The sequence below is a fragment of the Pasteurella pantherarum genome, from assembly GCF_049670885.1.
Classification (GTDB): domain Bacteria; phylum Pseudomonadota; class Gammaproteobacteria; order Enterobacterales; family Pasteurellaceae; genus Pasteurella.
Genome location: NZ_CP187173.1, coordinates 493632 through 510435 on the forward strand (window position 1 = coordinate 493632; position 16804 = coordinate 510435).

General features: G+C 40.4%; 15 protein-coding genes. 10 read left to right on the forward strand and 5 right to left on the reverse strand.

Annotated features, from left to right (window positions below; genetic code table 11):
• Window positions 1-27 precede the first annotated feature (27 nt).
• A complete protein-coding gene (locus ACPEEM_RS02410) occupies window positions 28-534 on the reverse strand; it encodes a DUF2301 domain-containing membrane protein (RefSeq protein WP_424401194.1) in 507 nt (168 codons plus the stop codon).
• Entirely contained in the window at window positions 534-1262 is a 729-nt protein-coding gene (lpxH, locus tag ACPEEM_RS02415; RefSeq protein ID WP_424407605.1) for a UDP-2,3-diacylglucosamine diphosphatase, read from the reverse strand. The genes ACPEEM_RS02410 and lpxH overlap by 1 nt, the downstream gene beginning before the upstream one ends.
• A 111-nt stretch (window positions 1263-1373) precedes the next feature.
• Between lpxH and ACPEEM_RS02420 the strand changes: the two genes are divergently transcribed.
• Complete coding sequence (locus tag ACPEEM_RS02420) at window positions 1374-2102, forward strand: 1-acylglycerol-3-phosphate O-acyltransferase (protein ID WP_424401191.1); 729 nt, start codon at window positions 1374-1376, stop codon at window positions 2100-2102.
• Window positions 2102-3508, forward strand: coding sequence for a multicopper oxidase domain-containing protein (locus ACPEEM_RS02425; protein WP_424404040.1), 1407 nt, complete (start codon window positions 2102-2104; stop codon window positions 3506-3508). The genes ACPEEM_RS02420 and ACPEEM_RS02425 overlap by 1 nt, the downstream gene beginning before the upstream one ends.
• 64 nt (window positions 3509-3572) lie before the next feature.
• Here ACPEEM_RS02425 and hemH read toward each other — a convergent pair whose 3' ends face one another.
• Genes hemH through ydiJ form a run of 3 tightly spaced genes read right to left on the reverse strand, consistent with a single transcriptional unit; the run spans window position 3573 to window position 8039 of the window.
• The gene (gene hemH / locus ACPEEM_RS02430; RefSeq protein ID WP_424407607.1) at window positions 3573-4538 is read right to left on the reverse strand and encodes a ferrochelatase; all 966 of its coding nucleotides are present in this window, start codon (window positions 4536-4538) and stop codon (window positions 3573-3575) included.
• Window positions 4531-4950 carry a hotdog fold thioesterase gene (locus ACPEEM_RS02435; protein ID WP_424407609.1) on the reverse strand — a complete coding sequence of 140 codons (420 nt, stop codon included), beginning with the start codon at window positions 4948-4950 and terminating at the stop codon, window positions 4531-4533. The genes hemH and ACPEEM_RS02435 overlap by 8 nt, the downstream gene beginning before the upstream one ends.
• Window positions 4951-4952: 2 nt before the next feature.
• Window positions 4953-8039, reverse strand: coding sequence for a D-2-hydroxyglutarate dehydrogenase YdiJ (gene ydiJ / locus ACPEEM_RS02440; RefSeq protein WP_424407611.1), 3087 nt, complete (start codon window positions 8037-8039; stop codon window positions 4953-4955).
• A 524-nt stretch (window positions 8040-8563) separates the two neighbouring features.
• Between ydiJ and ompA the strand changes: the two genes are divergently transcribed.
• From ompA to hrpA, 8 genes are all read left to right on the forward strand, one after another.
• Window positions 8564-9595: a porin OmpA gene (gene ompA / locus ACPEEM_RS02445; RefSeq protein WP_424401183.1), complete on the forward strand. Its 1032-nt coding sequence runs from the start codon at window positions 8564-8566 to the stop codon at window positions 9593-9595.
• Between the two features lie 98 nt (window positions 9596-9693).
• Complete coding sequence (locus ACPEEM_RS02450) at window positions 9694-10272, forward strand: LemA family protein (RefSeq protein WP_424401181.1); 579 nt, start codon at window positions 9694-9696, stop codon at window positions 10270-10272.
• 27 nt (window positions 10273-10299) lie between these two features.
• Window positions 10300-10749, forward strand: a complete 450-nt coding sequence (locus ACPEEM_RS02455) for a TPM domain-containing protein (RefSeq protein WP_424401179.1) — start codon at window positions 10300-10302, stop codon at window positions 10747-10749.
• Entirely contained in the window at window positions 10742-11482 is a 741-nt protein-coding gene (locus tag ACPEEM_RS02460; protein WP_424407613.1) for a TPM domain-containing protein, read from the forward strand. Before ACPEEM_RS02455 ends, ACPEEM_RS02460 begins: the two co-directional genes overlap by 8 nt.
• An 87-nt stretch (window positions 11483-11569) precedes the next feature.
• Window positions 11570-11899 (forward strand): Grx4 family monothiol glutaredoxin, encoded by a 330-nt coding sequence (grxD, locus tag ACPEEM_RS02465; RefSeq protein WP_424401175.1) that lies wholly within the window; start codon window positions 11570-11572, stop codon window positions 11897-11899.
• Between the two features lie 105 nt (window positions 11900-12004).
• Entirely contained in the window at window positions 12005-12457 is a 453-nt protein-coding gene (locus ACPEEM_RS02470; RefSeq protein ID WP_424401173.1) for a DUF441 domain-containing protein, read from the forward strand.
• Window positions 12458-12477: 20 nt separating this feature from the next.
• The gene (locus ACPEEM_RS02475; RefSeq protein WP_424401171.1) at window positions 12478-12855 is read left to right on the forward strand and encodes a DUF423 domain-containing protein; all 378 of its coding nucleotides are present in this window, start codon (window positions 12478-12480) and stop codon (window positions 12853-12855) included.
• A gap of 5 nt (window positions 12856-12860) precedes the next feature.
• Window positions 12861-16772: an ATP-dependent RNA helicase HrpA gene (gene hrpA / locus ACPEEM_RS02480; protein ID WP_424407615.1), complete on the forward strand. Its 3912-nt coding sequence runs from the start codon at window positions 12861-12863 to the stop codon at window positions 16770-16772.
• Window positions 16773-16804: the final 32 nt, after the last annotated feature.

The window sequence follows — 16804 nt, forward strand, 5'->3', positions numbered from 1 at the left end:
CTTTTTAACAAGTTTTCACATTTCACCTCACACTTGATATTTGCTTTTATCACCAATATCAAAATGCAACGGCATACGCCATTTTTGAATGGCCAACAGCAGGAAGAGTACACCAACAATCAGCGAAATCATCTGCATCGCAAGGTGATGATGAAAAAGCTGAATAAGCCAAAAGAGTGCCACAAATAAAGGTTGAAAATTAAGTAAAACGACACGAAAACAAAAATATTCTTTGTAACATAAGCCGCCTAAAGTGAGTAACGCTGCCCCTAATGCCAGATTTTCATAGCCAAATGCATGGCAAAGCAAGGCAATCCAAGTGGCCATCTGCAAAAGCAGACGGAAGGATTTCATATAAATATGCAAGCAGGCTGCACAACAGGTGGCGGCGACTAACAGACCGAAATAAGCAAGGTGAGGATAATAAGGAAAAAGAAGTGCCATCACGCCTGCGATAACAAAGCCACTACGGTATAAAATTACGGTGAGATAATCCCAACCGTCCATAGGTGATTGAATATGAGGATCTGCCATTATAATGCCTTATTGGTGTCTGTTAAAAATCGAAGTTGTTGCTGTTCATTGACTTCTAAAATGGAGGCGGTTGCCCCCCAATCCCCTAAGACAATGCGGGTAAAGTGCGGGTCAATATGATGAATATTTTGACGATGCGTATGCCCATGAATCATCTTTTTTACCCCAAACTGTTCAAACGTGCGTAACACAAATTCAGGATTAACGTCCATGATGTCGGCTGATTTTTGCTTTTTATCCGCTTTACTTTTGGCACGAATTTTTTCCGCAATCATCAACCGCACTTTTAAAGGTAAGCAAAGAAATAGCCATTGACGCCATTTTTGATGCACTTTTTGGCGGTAACGTTGGTAGGCAACATCGTCAATACAGAGTGTGTCACCATGGCAAAGTAGCACGGGTTCGCCGTAAAGATCGATTAATTGATAGGTGGGTAATAAGTGCATGCCACAAGCTTGGGCAAAGCGTTGACCAAGTAAAAAATCACGGTTGCCATGCTGAAAATAGCAAGGGATACCTTGTTCGCTAACGTGCTTAATCTGTTGTTGAACTTGCTGAATCAAGGGAGAGTTTTCATCGTCACCAATCCAAAAATCAAATAAATCCCCTAAAATGTAAAGGGCGTCAGCTTGTGGGGCTAAATTCTGCATAAAATCACAGAAAAGTTGGGTTAAGTGCGGGTGGTTTTCACTGAGATGTAAATCCGCAATAAAATAGGTTTTTTTCATGGTTCTCATCGTGCTGTTTTTTGCGTAGAGTAGCACATTTTTTATCGGGATTTGTACACATATTCCAGCAATTTCGCTATACTTAGCCAAATTTTTAAAGGAATAGCCATTATGTTGAAATTACTTCGTACCCTGATTGTGGTGATCTGCTGCATTTTAATTTGTGTCTTAGGCACATTATATTCATTTATCCGTTTTAAAAATCCAAGTAATGTGGGGATTGTGGCTCGTTGGTTTGGGCGTTTACATCCCTTATTTGGCTTGGATGTTGAACATCGTTTCCCCAAGAATGTCGATAAACTAGGTCCTTGTATTTATATCGGCAATCATCAAAATAACTACGATATGGTCACCATTTCTTATATGGTACGCCCTCGTACGGTGAGTGTGGGTAAAAAGAGCCTGATTTGGGTGCCGTTTTTTGGCATTTTATATTGGGTGACGGGAAATATCTTAATTGATCGTGAAAATCGAACTAAAGCACATGGAACAATGAATGAAGTGGCTCGCCGTATTCATGCCGATAATTTATCGGTTTGGATGTTTCCTGAGGGCACCCGTAGTCGTGGACGTGGTTTATTACCTTTCAAAACGGGGGCATTTTATGCGGCGATTGCGGCAGGCGTGCCTGTGGTGCCTGTGGTTTGTTCCACCACACAAGGTAAAATTGATCTCAATCGTTGGGATAATGGCAAAGTTATTTGTGAAATGCTCGACCCAATTGATACGTCTGCTTATACCAAAGATAATGTGCGTGAGCTTGCCGCCCATTGCCATGATGTGATGGCAAAACGGATTGCAGAGCTTGATGCAGAAATTGCAAAACAGAGCCAATCATGATGAATGCCCTTTCTCGTCGTCAATTTTTAAAAAAAACCGCCCTCGCCAGTGCCATGGCGAGTTTGCCCGCACCGCTTTGGGCGAAATCTCAGCAAGCATTATTTATTCCACCTTTGATGGAAACACGACGAGGCAGACCTATTTTCCTCAATATGGAAACCGCCCATCATCAATTAGAAGAAGGGAAAATGGTTGATGTATGGGGATTTAATGGACAATATTTAGGGCCGACCATCAAAATTAAGCAAGGGGATTTTGCGAAGTTAAACTATCGTAATAACTTATCTCAGCCCGTTGCCATGACGATTCAAGGGTTACAAGCCTCAGGGGAATTGCTTGGTGGGATTGGACGAGTTTTACACCCTTTGGAAACGTGGTCGCCTATTATTCCCATCACACAGCCTGCTGCCACCTGTTGGTATCATGCGACCTCATTAGCCAATTCGGCTTATCAAACCTATCGTGGATTAGTGGGGATGTGGATTGTGGAAGATGAACAAAGCCGCCGTTCTTCCTTACCGCAAAAATATGGGGTGAATGATATTCCGCTGATATTGCAAGATATTCGCTTAAATAATCAGGGGGTACAATTATTCCAACAACAGCAATCCACATTTTTGGGCAATCGCCTGTTTGTTAATGGGCAAGAAGCCCCTTATCTCAATGTGCCTCGGGGGTGGGTGCGTTTACGTCTTGTAAATGCATCACTGTCTCGAGCTTATGAATTGCGTTTTGACGATGATCGTGAGTTTCAGTTGATTGCTCAAGATCAAGGGTTTTTACCGCAAAGTAAAACATTGCGATCCCTTTGGCTAACACCAAGTGAACGAGTGGAATTGTTGGTTGATCTGAATGAGGGAGAAACTGTCCGTTTGATCGCAGGCGAAAAACGCCATTTCTTGCATAAAGTGACCGCACTTTTTGCCGATGAAAATGAATTATTAGACAATACCGTGCTTGAATTACGACCAGAAGGGTTAGCGTCGGTGTTTAGCAAACAAAGTGAACTGCAATTCCATACGGATGCTGCACAAGTGTTTAGCCAAAAGGTCAGCCAAGAACAGCATTTTCATTTTGATGCGAATACAGGCATGGTCAATAATAAACACTTTGATCCGAAACGGGTGCTGAATACAAAATTAGGCACGGTAGAGCGTTGGATCTTAACGGCGTCTTCACCAATGGGCTTTCGTATTCAAGGGGCGAAATTTGTGGTGGAAAGTCTTGACGAGAAACCCTTAGATCAACGCGTTGTGGCATGGAAAGACAGTGTGTGGATTACGGGTAAAGTACAGATTTTAGTGAAGTTTGATAATGTATCCTCAAATAATTATCCTTTTGTTTTTGGTGCATCTAATCTGATGTTGGCTGACAAAGGCTGTATTCGTTTATTTGTGGTGCAATAATTTGATGTGAGATCGGTCTCTTATTCCTTGAAAGCCAAGGGAAAGAGACCGATTTTTTTATGGGTTATATCTTTTCTAAAATCAGTTTTGCCATCATTTCAATATGTGTCGGCTTGGCATTTAAAGCCGGGATATAACGATAAGAAATACCGCCATTTGAAAGAAAAAGTTCTTTATTTTCCTTTTCAATTTCTTCTAGTGTTTCTAGACAGTCGGCAGAAAAGCCAGGGCAAATGACCGCCACTTTTTGGATATTTTGGCGAGGTGCATTTTCTAAAAACTTGTCTGTGTAAGGCTGTAACCATTCTTCTCGACCAAAGCGAGACTGGAACGCCAATCCCCATTGATTTTCAGTTAATCCTAAACGATCAATAACGGCTAAAACGGTTTGTTTGCAATGTTCACGATAATAATCCCCCATGTTTTCATAACGCAATGGAATACCATGGAAAGAAAACAGTAAATACTCGTCATCATGAAATTCAGCGTTGATGCTCTCTACTAATGCAGTAATATAATCTTCATGTAAGTGATAGGAATGAATAAATGCAAAAGGCAGCATGCCCCGTTGAGTTTTCAGGCTATCGACAAACGCATCAAACACCGCCCCCGTCGTTGAGCTGCTATATTGTGGATATAACGGCAACACCACCACTTTTTCCACCTGTTGTGCAATGAGTTTTTCTAAAGCATGAGGAATGGAGGGATTGCCGTATGTCATGCCCACTTCAATGCAAATGGGGAAATCACGCTCATCGAAATACTGTTGTAACGCCTGTTGTTGTTGGCGGGTAATGGCTAAAAGTGGGGAGCCTTGTTCTGTCCAAATGGAGGCGTAATTTTTTGCAACACGCTTAGCACGTAAAGGCAAAATAATCCCTTTAAGCAAAGGAAACCATTTCCATTTTGGTAAATCCACCACGCGTGGATCGGTTAAAAATTGCCAAAGATAGCGTGAAAGTGCTTTCGGGGTTGGGCTATCTGGTGTACCTAAATTAACTAGGAGTACACCAATTTTTGTTTTATTCATTATTGACCACTGCAAGCGTTAAACGAGAAATACAACAGAGTTTGTTATGTTGATCTTTGATTTCGATTTGCCAAACTTGTGTTTGTTTACCCAAGTGAATGGGCTGTGCTTTTGCCACAACTTGCCCTTGTTTGACGGGACGTAGATGGTTAGCATTAATTTCTAAACCAAATAAAGTTTGGTGTTCTGTTATACAACAAAAACCTGCCATGGAACCAATCGTTTCTGCCAATGCTACTGAAAGTCCACCGTGTAAAAATCCCATGGGTTGAATGGTTCGTTCATTCACGGGCATGCTTGCTTCGAGCCAATTTTCCCCCTGTGCAGTAAAGCAAATACCAAGATGTTCAATCGCCGTATTTTTGCTAAGTGCATTCATTTGTGTAAGATTGATATTTTTTTTCCAAATCATGTTTATTTCAATAAGGTTAATAAGGCTTGTACTGGGTGTTTTGGTTGCCATTTTGCCAATCTTTTGACTTGGCTACGGCATGAATAGCCCGTGGCTAAACAATATTCTGGATTTTTATCTGCGAGTTTTTTCGCCCATGATGAATGATAAATGGCTTTTGACATATCCAGCCGTTTTGTTTCATGCCCAAAGGTGCCAGCCATTCCACAGCATCCCACTTTTTCAATGGTCAGTGTTTGCTTAAAGAGGGCAAAAATCTGTTGCCATTCTTTGCCACTATTGGGCAAGGTTGTTGATTCGGTGCAATGTGGGAATAAATGCCATTGTTGCTCGCATAAAGTGCGGCCTGTTTTTAAAAAGTTTTGTATACGATCTTGCAATTGCTCTTGCTGATTTTTTAGCCATTCGTGCGAGGTAAAAACATGGAAATCACCACGTTGTTCTTTAAGCATCTCTTGATATTCATCTCGATAGCTCAACACAATCGCAGGATCTACCCCCACGAGAGGAATCCCCAGTTTTGCCATGCGGACTAAAAATTCCGCTTGGTTTTTGGCAGTTTTTGTAAAGCGAGTGAGGAATCCTTTGATATGTTGTGCTTTACCATTCGGCTTAAAAGGTAAGAGGATCGGGCGATACCCGAGTTTTTGCGTCAATTCCACAAAATCCGCCACAATTTTGGCATCGTAATAAGAGGTAAAAGGATCTTGTACAATCAATAAAACATTTTGTTTTTCTACCGCACTTAATTTCTCAAGTTGTTCTAATTGTTCACCCTGATAGCCAATTTTGACGAGTTGTTGCTGTAATGAGGGATTGGACAATAAAGGTAAGTCCACAATGCCTAACATTTTTTCTGTGGCAACTTGGGTGAATTTTGTGGACATGAGGGCATTAAACAAAGCAGGCTGTTTTGCCATCATTGGGGCAATATATTCCACATTGGCAATCACATGATCTTTCAGTGGACGTAAATAACGTTGATGATAAAAATGCAAGAATTTTGAACGGAAATTAGGCACATCAATTTTGATTGGACATTGGCTTGCACAGGCTTTGCATGCAAGGCAGGTGTCCATACTGGCTTTCACTTCATGAGAAAAATCATAGTCACCTTGCCATTTTTGTACTGTATTTTTTACTTTATGAATCAGTGAGGTGAGTTTTATTTCTGTTTGTTGGAAATCAAGTTGTTCTGGCGTGATGTTTTCTTGTGCTAACAGACGTAGCCATTCTCGCACCATTGCCGCTCTGCCTTTTGGTGAAAAGAGACGATTTTTACTGACTTTCATTGATGGACACATGGCACTATGCTCATCGAAGTTAAAGCATAAACCATTTCCATTACAATTCATGGCACCGCTAAATTGCTCTTTCATCTTAATAGGGATTTGGCGATCGTGATCGGCACGCATTGGCGATAAAATAGGATAAAGTTCTGCATCGCTTTCTAATGGCGTACAGATTTTGCCTGGGTTGAGACGATTTTCAGGATCAAATAAATATTTAATATAACGTAGTTCTTGCCATAATTCAGGGGTGAAGAATTTTTCCCCATACTGAGAACGCATACCTTTACCGTGTTCCCCCCAAATTAATCCACCATATTGATGTGTCAGTTCGGCAACTTGATCCGAAATCGTTTTAAATAAGCGAATTTGCTGTTTATCACATAAATCTAATGCAGGACGAACATGTAACACGCCTGCATCAACATGACCAAACATACCGTATTGGAGATTGTGATCGTCTAATAATGCTCTAAACTTTGCAATAAAATCTGCAAGGTGTTCAGGTGGCACACAGGTATCTTCAACAAATGGAATAGGTTTCGCTGGTCCTTTGGCGTTACCAAGCAAGCCCACCGCCTTTTTACGCATGGCATAAATTCGTTCAATCGACGTTAAATCAGAACAGATTTGATAACCAATAATGGCATCTTGTTGATTGGCAATTTTTTCATCTAACGCTTGGCAAAGTGCATTGACTTGACGTTGAATTTTATGTTTATCGTTGCCTGCATATTCAACAATATTTAAACCTAGAATAGGCTTTTCCGCCTCTTCTGTGAGCAATTCATTCACTGAGTGCCAAATAATATCTTGTTTGGCTAAATTCAGCACAGTGGAATCGACCGTTTCTACCGAAAGTGCATTGGCTTTCACCATGAAAGGTGCATTACGCAATGCGGCATCAAAGGAATGATATTTGACATTGATCAGGGTGCGATATTGGGGAATAGGGGTTAGATCCAAGGTGGCTTCACAAATAAAGGCAAGGGATCCTTCCGAACCAGTTAAAATTCGAGTTAAATTGAATTCACTTTCATCATGGTTAAACACATTTTTCAGATCATAGCCTGTTAAAAAACGGTTCAGCTGAGGTAGATCTTGAATGATTTGCGAACGTTTTTCTTGGCAACGTTGGAAAATTTGTTGGTGAATATGTTTACTGGTTTGGGTGAATGACTGTGCTGAAAGTGCGGTAGAAAAATCTTGCGTTTTAATGGCTTGCGTATCCAAGATTTCCCCGTTGATCAATACAGCTCGTAAACCCAGAACATGGTCTGAAGTTTTTCCATACTGTAAAGACCCTTGTCCTGAGGCATCGGTGTTAATCATACCACCTAGTGTGGCACGATTACTGGTGGAAAGTTCAGGGGAGAAAAATAAACCATAAGGTTTTAAAAATTGATTCAGTTGATCTTTCACCACGCCTGCTTGCACACGCACCCAACGTTGCTCTACATTTAGTTCTAAAATTTGGGTCATATGACGGGAGAGATCGACAATAATATTATTATTAATGGCTTGCCCATTTGTCCCGGTTCCGCCCCCTCGAGGCGTAAATGTGAGACTTTTATACATATCTTTTTGTGCCAGTTTGGTTAACACCACGACATCCGCTACAGTTTTAGGAAACAAGATCGCTTGTGGAAGCTGTTGATATACGCTGTTGTCTGTGGCAAGGCTTAAACGATCGGAATAGCTTGTGGCGATATCCCCAGAAAAGTGTTGGGTTTTTAAATCATCGATATATTGTGATACAAGAGGTTGTAATTGTGGGATATTTTTCAAACGAGGTAGCATTTTTATCACTCTGTCATTTTAAAATAATAGGTAAATTCTAGGTAAATGTTGTGTAAGAAATTCATCTGAAAAATGAAATTGTCTGCAGTTTAACATAGGCGAAGTCGGTTTAGTTGGAAAATTTTCAAAGAAGCGAGTTTTTATTTTTTGTACAGCAATATTCTACAGATCTTATGTATATTTACCCATATGTTTTCTTTTAAAGAATATTTAGTGAATTAACAGATAAAAATTTGTACAAAAAAATTGATTTTATATTTTGAGGGTAGGATAATAGGCTAATTAAAGTTTCTTTGTTACGTGAAAGAGAAGATGTAAACTGGTATAATTCATGTTGTTTTATCAGGTAAATTTATCTATTTTTATGTAAACACTGAATGGGTTAGGTTAAAAAGAGTTCACATTTAACCTAAAACAGTTTAAGATGACAAAAGAACACAAATTTTGTGTTTCGAATTTCAAATATTATTTTGATATTCGGTTTTAATTTTTAAAGATGACTAAATGATAAGAGGATCATCCAAATGAAAAAAACTGCAATCGCATTGACTATCGCAGCACTAGCAGCCGCTTCTGTTGCACAAGCAGCTCCACAAGCTAACACATTCTATGTGGGTACTAAAGCTGGTTGGGCATCTTTCCACGATGGTTTAAAACAATTTGACAATACAAAAAATAAGGACGGTTTTGGTGTTAACCGTAATTCTGTAACTTATGGTGTATTTGGTGGTTATCAAATCACTGATAACTTTGCAGTTGAATTAGGCTACGACGATTTTGGTCGTGCTAAACTTCGCTTACAAGGTAAAACTGTAGCAAAACACACTAACCATGGTTCTCACTTAAGCTTAAAAGCAAGCTACCCAGTATTAACAGATTTAGATGTTTATGCTCGTGTAGGTGCAGCATTAATCCGTTCAGACTACAAATTATATGGTGAAAATGGTCAAAGAGCTAAAGAACACAGCTTAAAAGTTTCTCCAGTATTTGCAGGTGGTGTTGAGTATGCAATTCTTCCTGAATTAGCGGCTCGTGTTGAATATCAATGGGTTAAAGGTGTTGGTAAATTAAAAATTAATGGTCACCAAATGGATTACTCACCAAGCATCGGTTCTGTGACTGCAGGTATCACATACCGTTTCGGTCAAGGTGCACCAGTAGTTGTTCCTGAAGTGGTCAGCAAAAAATTCACATTAAGCTCTGATGTGACTTTTGCATTCAACAAAGCAAACTTAAAACCTGAAGCACAAAACGTATTAGATGGTATCTACGGTGAAATTGCACAATTGAAATCTGCTTCAGTTGGTGTTGTAGGTTATACAGACCGTTTAGGTTCTGATGCTTACAACTTAAAATTATCACAACGTCGTGCTGATACTGTTGCTAACTACTTAGTTTCTAAAGGCGTAGCACCACAAGCAATCAGTGCAACTGGTATGGGTGAAGCAAGCCCAGTAACAGGTAACAAATGTGACGCTGTTAAAGGTCGTAAAGCTCTTATCGCATGTTTAGCTGATGACCGTCGCGTTGAAGTTTCTGTTAAAGGTAACAAATAATTAGTTTGTTGATTTAATCAGACATATTTTGAAAGGCCTAAACAGATGTTTAGGCTTTTCTTTTATTTAACGGATTTTCTATTAATGAGGAACAGAATATGAAAAAGTGGATTATCTTGATTATTGTCGCGATTGTGGCAGGCTTTACATTAATGACGAGCTACAACGGCTTAGTTAAGGCAGAAACAGAAATTGATTCGGTATGGGCAAATGTGGAATCTTCTTATCAACGTCGTGCTGATTTAATTCCAAACTTAGTGAATACGGTAAAAGGGCAAGCAGATTTTGAGAAAAGCACACTTACACAAGTGATTGAAGCACGGGCGAAAGCCTCGCAAACGAAGATTGACCCCGCTAATCTTTCTGAAGAACAATTAGCCAAATTCCAACAAAATCAAAATGAGGTTGGCTCTGCGTTATCTCGTCTTTTGGTGACAGTGGAGCAATATCCTGCATTAAAAGCAAATGAGGGCTTTATGAATTTACAAGCTCAGTTAGAAGGAACAGAAAACCGTATCAATGTGGCTCGTAATAAATTTAATGAAGCAGCAAAGGTCTATAACCAGAAAGTGCGTCAATTCCCAACCAAATTGGTGGCGATGTTATTTGGCTTTAAAGAAAAACCTTATTTTAAATCGGTAGAGGGTGCGGCAAACGCCCCTGTGGTGAATTTTTAATTAATCACAACTGAGAAAATGTGAAAGATGCTTTTATTTTCCAAAATTCCTATTGATAAACAACAAGTTGAGAAAGCCATTTCTCAACTTGAACAACAGACTTCAGCCGAATTACGCGTTTATGTTGAACAAAAAATCCCGAAAAAGGCTAAAGTGAACACGGGATTTGAAAGGGCATTACAGGTGTTTGATAAGCTTGAGATGCAACAAACAGAAAGACGTAATGCTGTTTTAATTTATGTGGCATGGAAATCTCATCAATGTGCCATTATTGGTGATCAAGGTATTCATCAGTATGTGGGTGACTTATTTTGGCGACAACAATGCGAATTGATGGTGAAGTCTTTTCGTCAAGAGGGTTATACGCAAGGTATCATGGCGGCGATTGAAAATATTGGCAAGGAATTAGCAAATTATTTTCCCATTCAGCCAGATGATAAGAATGAATTGGATAATGAGGTAATTATCAATGGTTAGATGGCTAAAAAGTGCGGTGTTTTTTTTCACTGTTTTTTGCGTAATGCCTGTGTTTTCGGCACAATTTCCTGCTGTGCCGAACCCATTCCACTATGTGAATGATTATACCAACACGTTATCGGCGAAGGATAAAGCCACACTTGAGGCTAAACTGATTGATTATGCACAACAGACCAGCTCGCAAATTGCGGTTGTGATGATTCCCTCAACAGAAGAATATGACATTTCTCAATATGCTTTTGAATTAGGTGATAAATGGGGCGTGGGGCGTAAACAGCTCAATAATGGGGTGTTGATGTTGATTGCCAAACAAGATCGCAATATGTTTATTGCGGTAGGACAAGGACTTGAAGGGGTATTGCCCGATGCATTTTTATCACAATTGATTCGTCATCAAATTACACCGCACTTTAAGCAAGGTGATTATGCACAAGGCATTAGTCTCGGACTTGATTATTTAATCGCCGCAAGTAAAGGGGAGTTTGATGCTAACCAAGCAATAGAAGACACATGGGAAGACTATATTCCCGTTTTGATGGTGGTGATCTTTATTTTATTTGTTTGGTTTGGCAATTGGCGTGCAGTACCTTATATTAGCCCAACCAGTGCACGTTCACGTCGAGGGCGATTTCCTCCTGGTGGCGGTGGTTTTGGTGGCTTCGGCGGTGGCGGATCTGGCGGTGGCTTTGGAGGCGGAAGCTTCGGCGGCGGCGGTGCAGGCGGAAGCTGGTAAATAGTTGATTATGACAGTCGGGTTATTATTGGTCAGGGCTTTTGTGTATGCTACAATAATGCCGTTTCATTACTTTTGAGGATAATTATGGAAACCTTAGATAAAATTAAAAAACAAATCAGTGAAAACCCTATTCTTATTTACATGAAAGGCTCACCGAAATTCCCATCTTGTGGCTTTTCTGCACGTGCGGTAGAAGCACTTATACATTGTAAAGTGCCATTTGGTTATGTGGATATTTTACAGCATCCCGATATTCGTGCTGAATTACCCGCCTATGCAAACTGGCCAACCTTCCCACAATTATGGGTAGATGGTGAGCTAGTAGGGGGCTGCGATATCATTTTAGAAATGTTCCAACAAGGTGAGTTGCAAACATTATTAGCTGAAGTCGCCGCTAAATACGCCCAAGAGTAAAATTTCTGATAAAAACCCGCGGATGTGCGGGTTTTTTGTCTCTCACAATTCTGCATAACTTGCTATAATTCTTGCACAAAATTAACCGCACTTTTAGAGAGTTTTATGTCCTTACAATTCAATTCCGTCGCATTATTACTTGTTGTTTTAACCTTGCTTGGTGTGTTAAGTAATAATAGCTCTGTGACGATTTCTGCCACCATTTTGTTATTAATGCAACAAACGCTATTATCCAAATACATTCCTTTTATGGAAAAAAATGGGGTAACCATTGGGATTATTATTCTAACGATTGGTGTACTCAGCCCATTAGTGTCTGGCAAAATCCAATTACCGAGTGTCACCATTTTTTTAAACTGGAAAATGTGGTTAGCCATCGCTGTGGGGCTACTTGTTGCGTGGCTTGGTGGTCGTGGAGTGGGATTAATGGGGGCTCAGCCCGTATTATTAACAGGGTTATTAATTGGCACTATCTTAGGTGTGGCTTTTGCGGGAGGCATTCCTGTTGGGCCACTCATCGCGGCGGGGATTCTCTCGCTATTTTTAGGTAAATCATAAGATGAAATGAGGAAAAATTGATGAAAAATAAATGGTTATTTATCTCAGCGTTAAGTGGATTTTTTTGCATTGCATTTGGTGCCTTTGCTGCACATGGTTTAGAAAAAACACTTTCACCACAGGCACAAGCATGGATTGAAACAGGCTTAACATATCAAATGTTTCACACAATTGCGTTAATGGCTCTTGCCATGTTGCCGTCTTATTTACGAATAGAAAATGATAAATGCCTGTCTGTGATTGGCACAACTTGGTCACTGGGGATACTCCTTTTCAGCGGAAGTTTATATTTATTAGCTTTAGGTGCGAGCAAAGCATTAGTATGGGCAACACCTATTGGTGGCATTTTATTTTTAATTGGTTGGGCAACATTGGCATATCGAAGTATTAAACATTAAGTGATATGAAGAAAAATTTAAGAAAAACAGCATTTAATCCCTTACAAAAATCCTTGTTATCCAATTTGAATGAGGTAATGAATAAGGATTTTCGCCAGCTTTTCGTGCGAATTAAAGGCATGGCTAATATAAAAAATGAACAAGCACAGCAAGCGGTGGCAGCGGAAATTCAAGCACAAATTGAATTAGCCAAAGTGCGGTTAACTCAACGCAAAAGTGCGGTGAAAAATATTGAATTTCCAGAAAATTTACCTGTAAGCCAACGCAAAGCAGAAATTCAAGCCTTGATTTCACAACATCAAGTAGTGGTAATTGCTGGGGAAACGGGATCGGGAAAAACCACCCAATTGCCTAAAATGTGCTTGGAATTAGGCTTAGGCACGAAAGGCTTTATTGGACATACTCAACCTCGCCGCATTGCCGCACGTTCCGTTGCTACACGAATTGCGGAAGAATTGAAAACGGAACTGGGCGATTGGGTGGGCTATAAAGTGCGTTTTAACGATCAAATCAGTGAAAATACCCTTGTTAAATTAATGACAGACGGGATTTTATTGGCGGAAATTCAGCAGGATCCTTTTCTGAATCAATACGATACCTTAATTATTGATGAAGCCCACGAACGCAGTTTAAACAATGATTTTATTCTCGGTTACCTCAAACAGTTGTTGCCAAAACGCCCTGACTTAAAGGTGATCATTACCTCAGCCACCATTGATGTGGAACGTTTTTCCAAGCATTTTAACAACGCCCCGATTATTGAAGTGTCAGGCAGAACCTATCCTGTTGAAGTGCGTTATCGCCCAATTATCGAAGAAGAAGATCAAGACCAATTGCAAGGTATTTTAAATGCGGTAGATGAATTGCAGGCAGAAGGGCATGGCGATATTTTGATCTTTCTGAATGGTGAGCGTGAAATTCGTGATACCGCCGAGGCATTACAAAAGCAAGATTTAAAACACACGGAAATTTTACCGCTCTTTGCCCGTTTATCTGCACAAGAACAGAATAAAATTTTTCATCCTTCAGGTTTAAACCGTATTGTGCTTGCCACCAACGTAGCAGAAACCTCTTTAACTGTTCCGGGCATTAAATATGTGATTGATCCCGGCACTGCCAGAATTTCTCGTTATAGTTACCGCACAAAAGTACAACGTTTGCCCATTGAACCTATTTCACAAGCCTCAGCTAATCAGCGGAAAGGGCGTTGTGGTCGGGTGAGCGAAGGGATTTGTATTCGCTTGTATTCAGCAGAGGATTTCAATAGCCGCCCTGAATTTACCGATCCTGAAATTTTGCGCACCAATCTTGCCTCCGTTATTTTACAGATGACCGCACTGGGCTTAGATGACATTGATGCTTTTCCCTTTGTGGATGCACCCGATAAACGCAATATTCAAGACGGTATCAAACTGTTAGAAGAATTAGAGGCGTTCCAGTTTGTTAAAACCAAATTCGGTGAAAAACGGCAATTAACCCAAACAGGCAGGCAATTGGCACAATTGCCAGTGGATCCTCGTTTAGCCAAAATGTTGCTGACCGCCGTGAAATATAATTGCTTGCACGAAGTGATGATTATTGTGTCGGCGTTATCCATTCAAGATCCTCGTGAACGACCGCAAGAAAAACAACAATCCGCCGATGATAAACATCGCCGTTTTGCCGATAAAAAATCCGATTTCTTAGCCTTTGTTAATTTATGGCAATTTATCCAAACACAACAAAAAGACTTATCGAAAAACCAATTTCGCCGTTTATGTCAAAAGGATTATCTGAATTATTTACGTATTCGTGAATGGCAAGATATTTATCATCAAATTCGTTTAACTGTGCGAGAAATGGGCTTACCGATTAATTCACAACCTGCGGAATATGCACAAATTCATACCGCACTTTTAAGCGGTTTGCTGTCTCACATTGGGATGAAAGAAGCTGAAAAGAGCCAATATTTAGGTGCACGCAATGCCCATTTTGCTATTTTCCCGAATTCTGTTCTGTTTAAAAAGCAGCCAAAATGGGTGATGGCGGCAGAATTGGTGGAAACCTCCAAGCTTTGGGGGCGAATGCTGGCAGATATTGAGGCAGAATGGATTGAGCCACTGGCAACCCATTTAGTCAAAAAATCTTATGCGGAACCTCGTTGGTCAAAATCCAAAGGGGCAGTGATGGCGGATGAAAAAGTCAGCCTCTATGGTGTGCCCATTGTGGCAAATCGCCCCGTGAATTATGGTTCTATCGATCCGCAAATTAGCCGTGAAATTTTTATTCAATCGGCGTTAGTGGAAGGGGATTGGTTCACGAAGCATTCGTTTTTTCACCAAAATCGCAAGTTAATCAAAGAGATAGAAGATTTAGAACATAAAAGCCGCCGCCGTGATATTTTGGTGGATGAACGCACCTTATTTGATTTTTACGATCAACGAATTGGTACGGAGGTGGTGTCGCAACGCCATTTTGATAGCTGGTGGAAAAAAGCCAGTCAACAAGATCCTGAATTGCTCAATTTTGAAAAAGCCTTTTTAACCAAAGACAATGCAGAGCAAGTCAGCGAACTGGATTTCCCGAATTTCTGGCATCAAGGCAATTTAAAATTCAAACTCACCTATCAATTTGAGCCGGGAACGGAAGCCGATGGCGTTACCGTGCATATTCCTTTACCCTTATTAAATCAAGTGGAGATGACGGGCTTTGATTGGCAAATTCCAGGTTTACGCAAAGAATTAATTATTGCCTTGATTAAATCTTTACCCAAATCCTTACGCCGAAATTTCGTGCCCGCCCCCAATTATGCTGAGGCGTTTTTAGGACGAGCAAAACCCTTTGAAAAACCCTTGTTAGAAAGCCTGATTTATGAACTTCGCCGTATGACGGGTGTCAGCGTTGAGCCTGAAAGTTGGCAATTGGATCAGTTACCCAGCCATTTAAAAATGACTTTCCGAGTGGTTGATGATAAAGGCAAAAAAATAGCAGAATCCATGGATTTAGACAGCCTGAAATTCCAACTTAAAGATCAGGTGCAAGAAAGTATTGCGGCGGTGGCAGACGACGGCATAGAACAAAGTGGCATTCACCTTTGGAACTTCGACAGTTTGCCACAGTGCTATGAACAGAAAAAACGTGGATTTACCGTTAAAGCCTTTCCTGCCATTGTGGATGAAAAAGATGCCGTTGGCATTAAACTGTTTGAAACGGAATTTGAGCAACAAGTGGCAATGCAACAAGGCTTACGCCGTTTATTGTTACTGAATGTGCCTTCACCCATTAAATATCTGCACGAAAAGCTCCCAAATAAATCAAAACTCGGTTTGTATTTCACCCCATTTGGGCGAGTGTTAGAACTGATTGATGACTGTATCGCTTGTGCGGTGGATAAACTGATCGGCGATTTTGGTGGATTGGTTTGGAACGAAGCGGATTTCGATAAACTGCGTGATTTTATTCGTGAAAACCTCAATGAAACCACGGTGGACATTGCCAAACAAGTAGAGCAGATTTTGACCTTAACTTACGAGTTAAACAAACGCTTAAAAGGCAAAATGGATTTCACCATGGCATTTGCCCTGTCTGATATTAAAGTGCAATTGAGTGGTTTGATTTATCCCGGCTTTGTGCAAAAAACAGGTTATGCCCGCTTAAATGATGTGCAACGTTATCTCACCGCCATTGATAAACGTCTTGATAAATTGTTGCAAGATGTCAATCGTGATCGGGCGGCGATGTTGCGAGTGGAACAAGTGAGTCAAGCCTATCAACAGCTACTGGCAAAACTGCCTAAATCCAAACCGCACTCGGAAGAGGTGAAAGAAATTCCTTATATGATCGAGGAATTGCGAGTGAGTTTATTCGCCCAACAACTCGGCACAAAATACCCCATTTCCGACAAACGGATTTTGAATGTGATGAGGGAATTGGGATAACAGTAAAAATAAAAGGCAGAGATTTCTGCCTT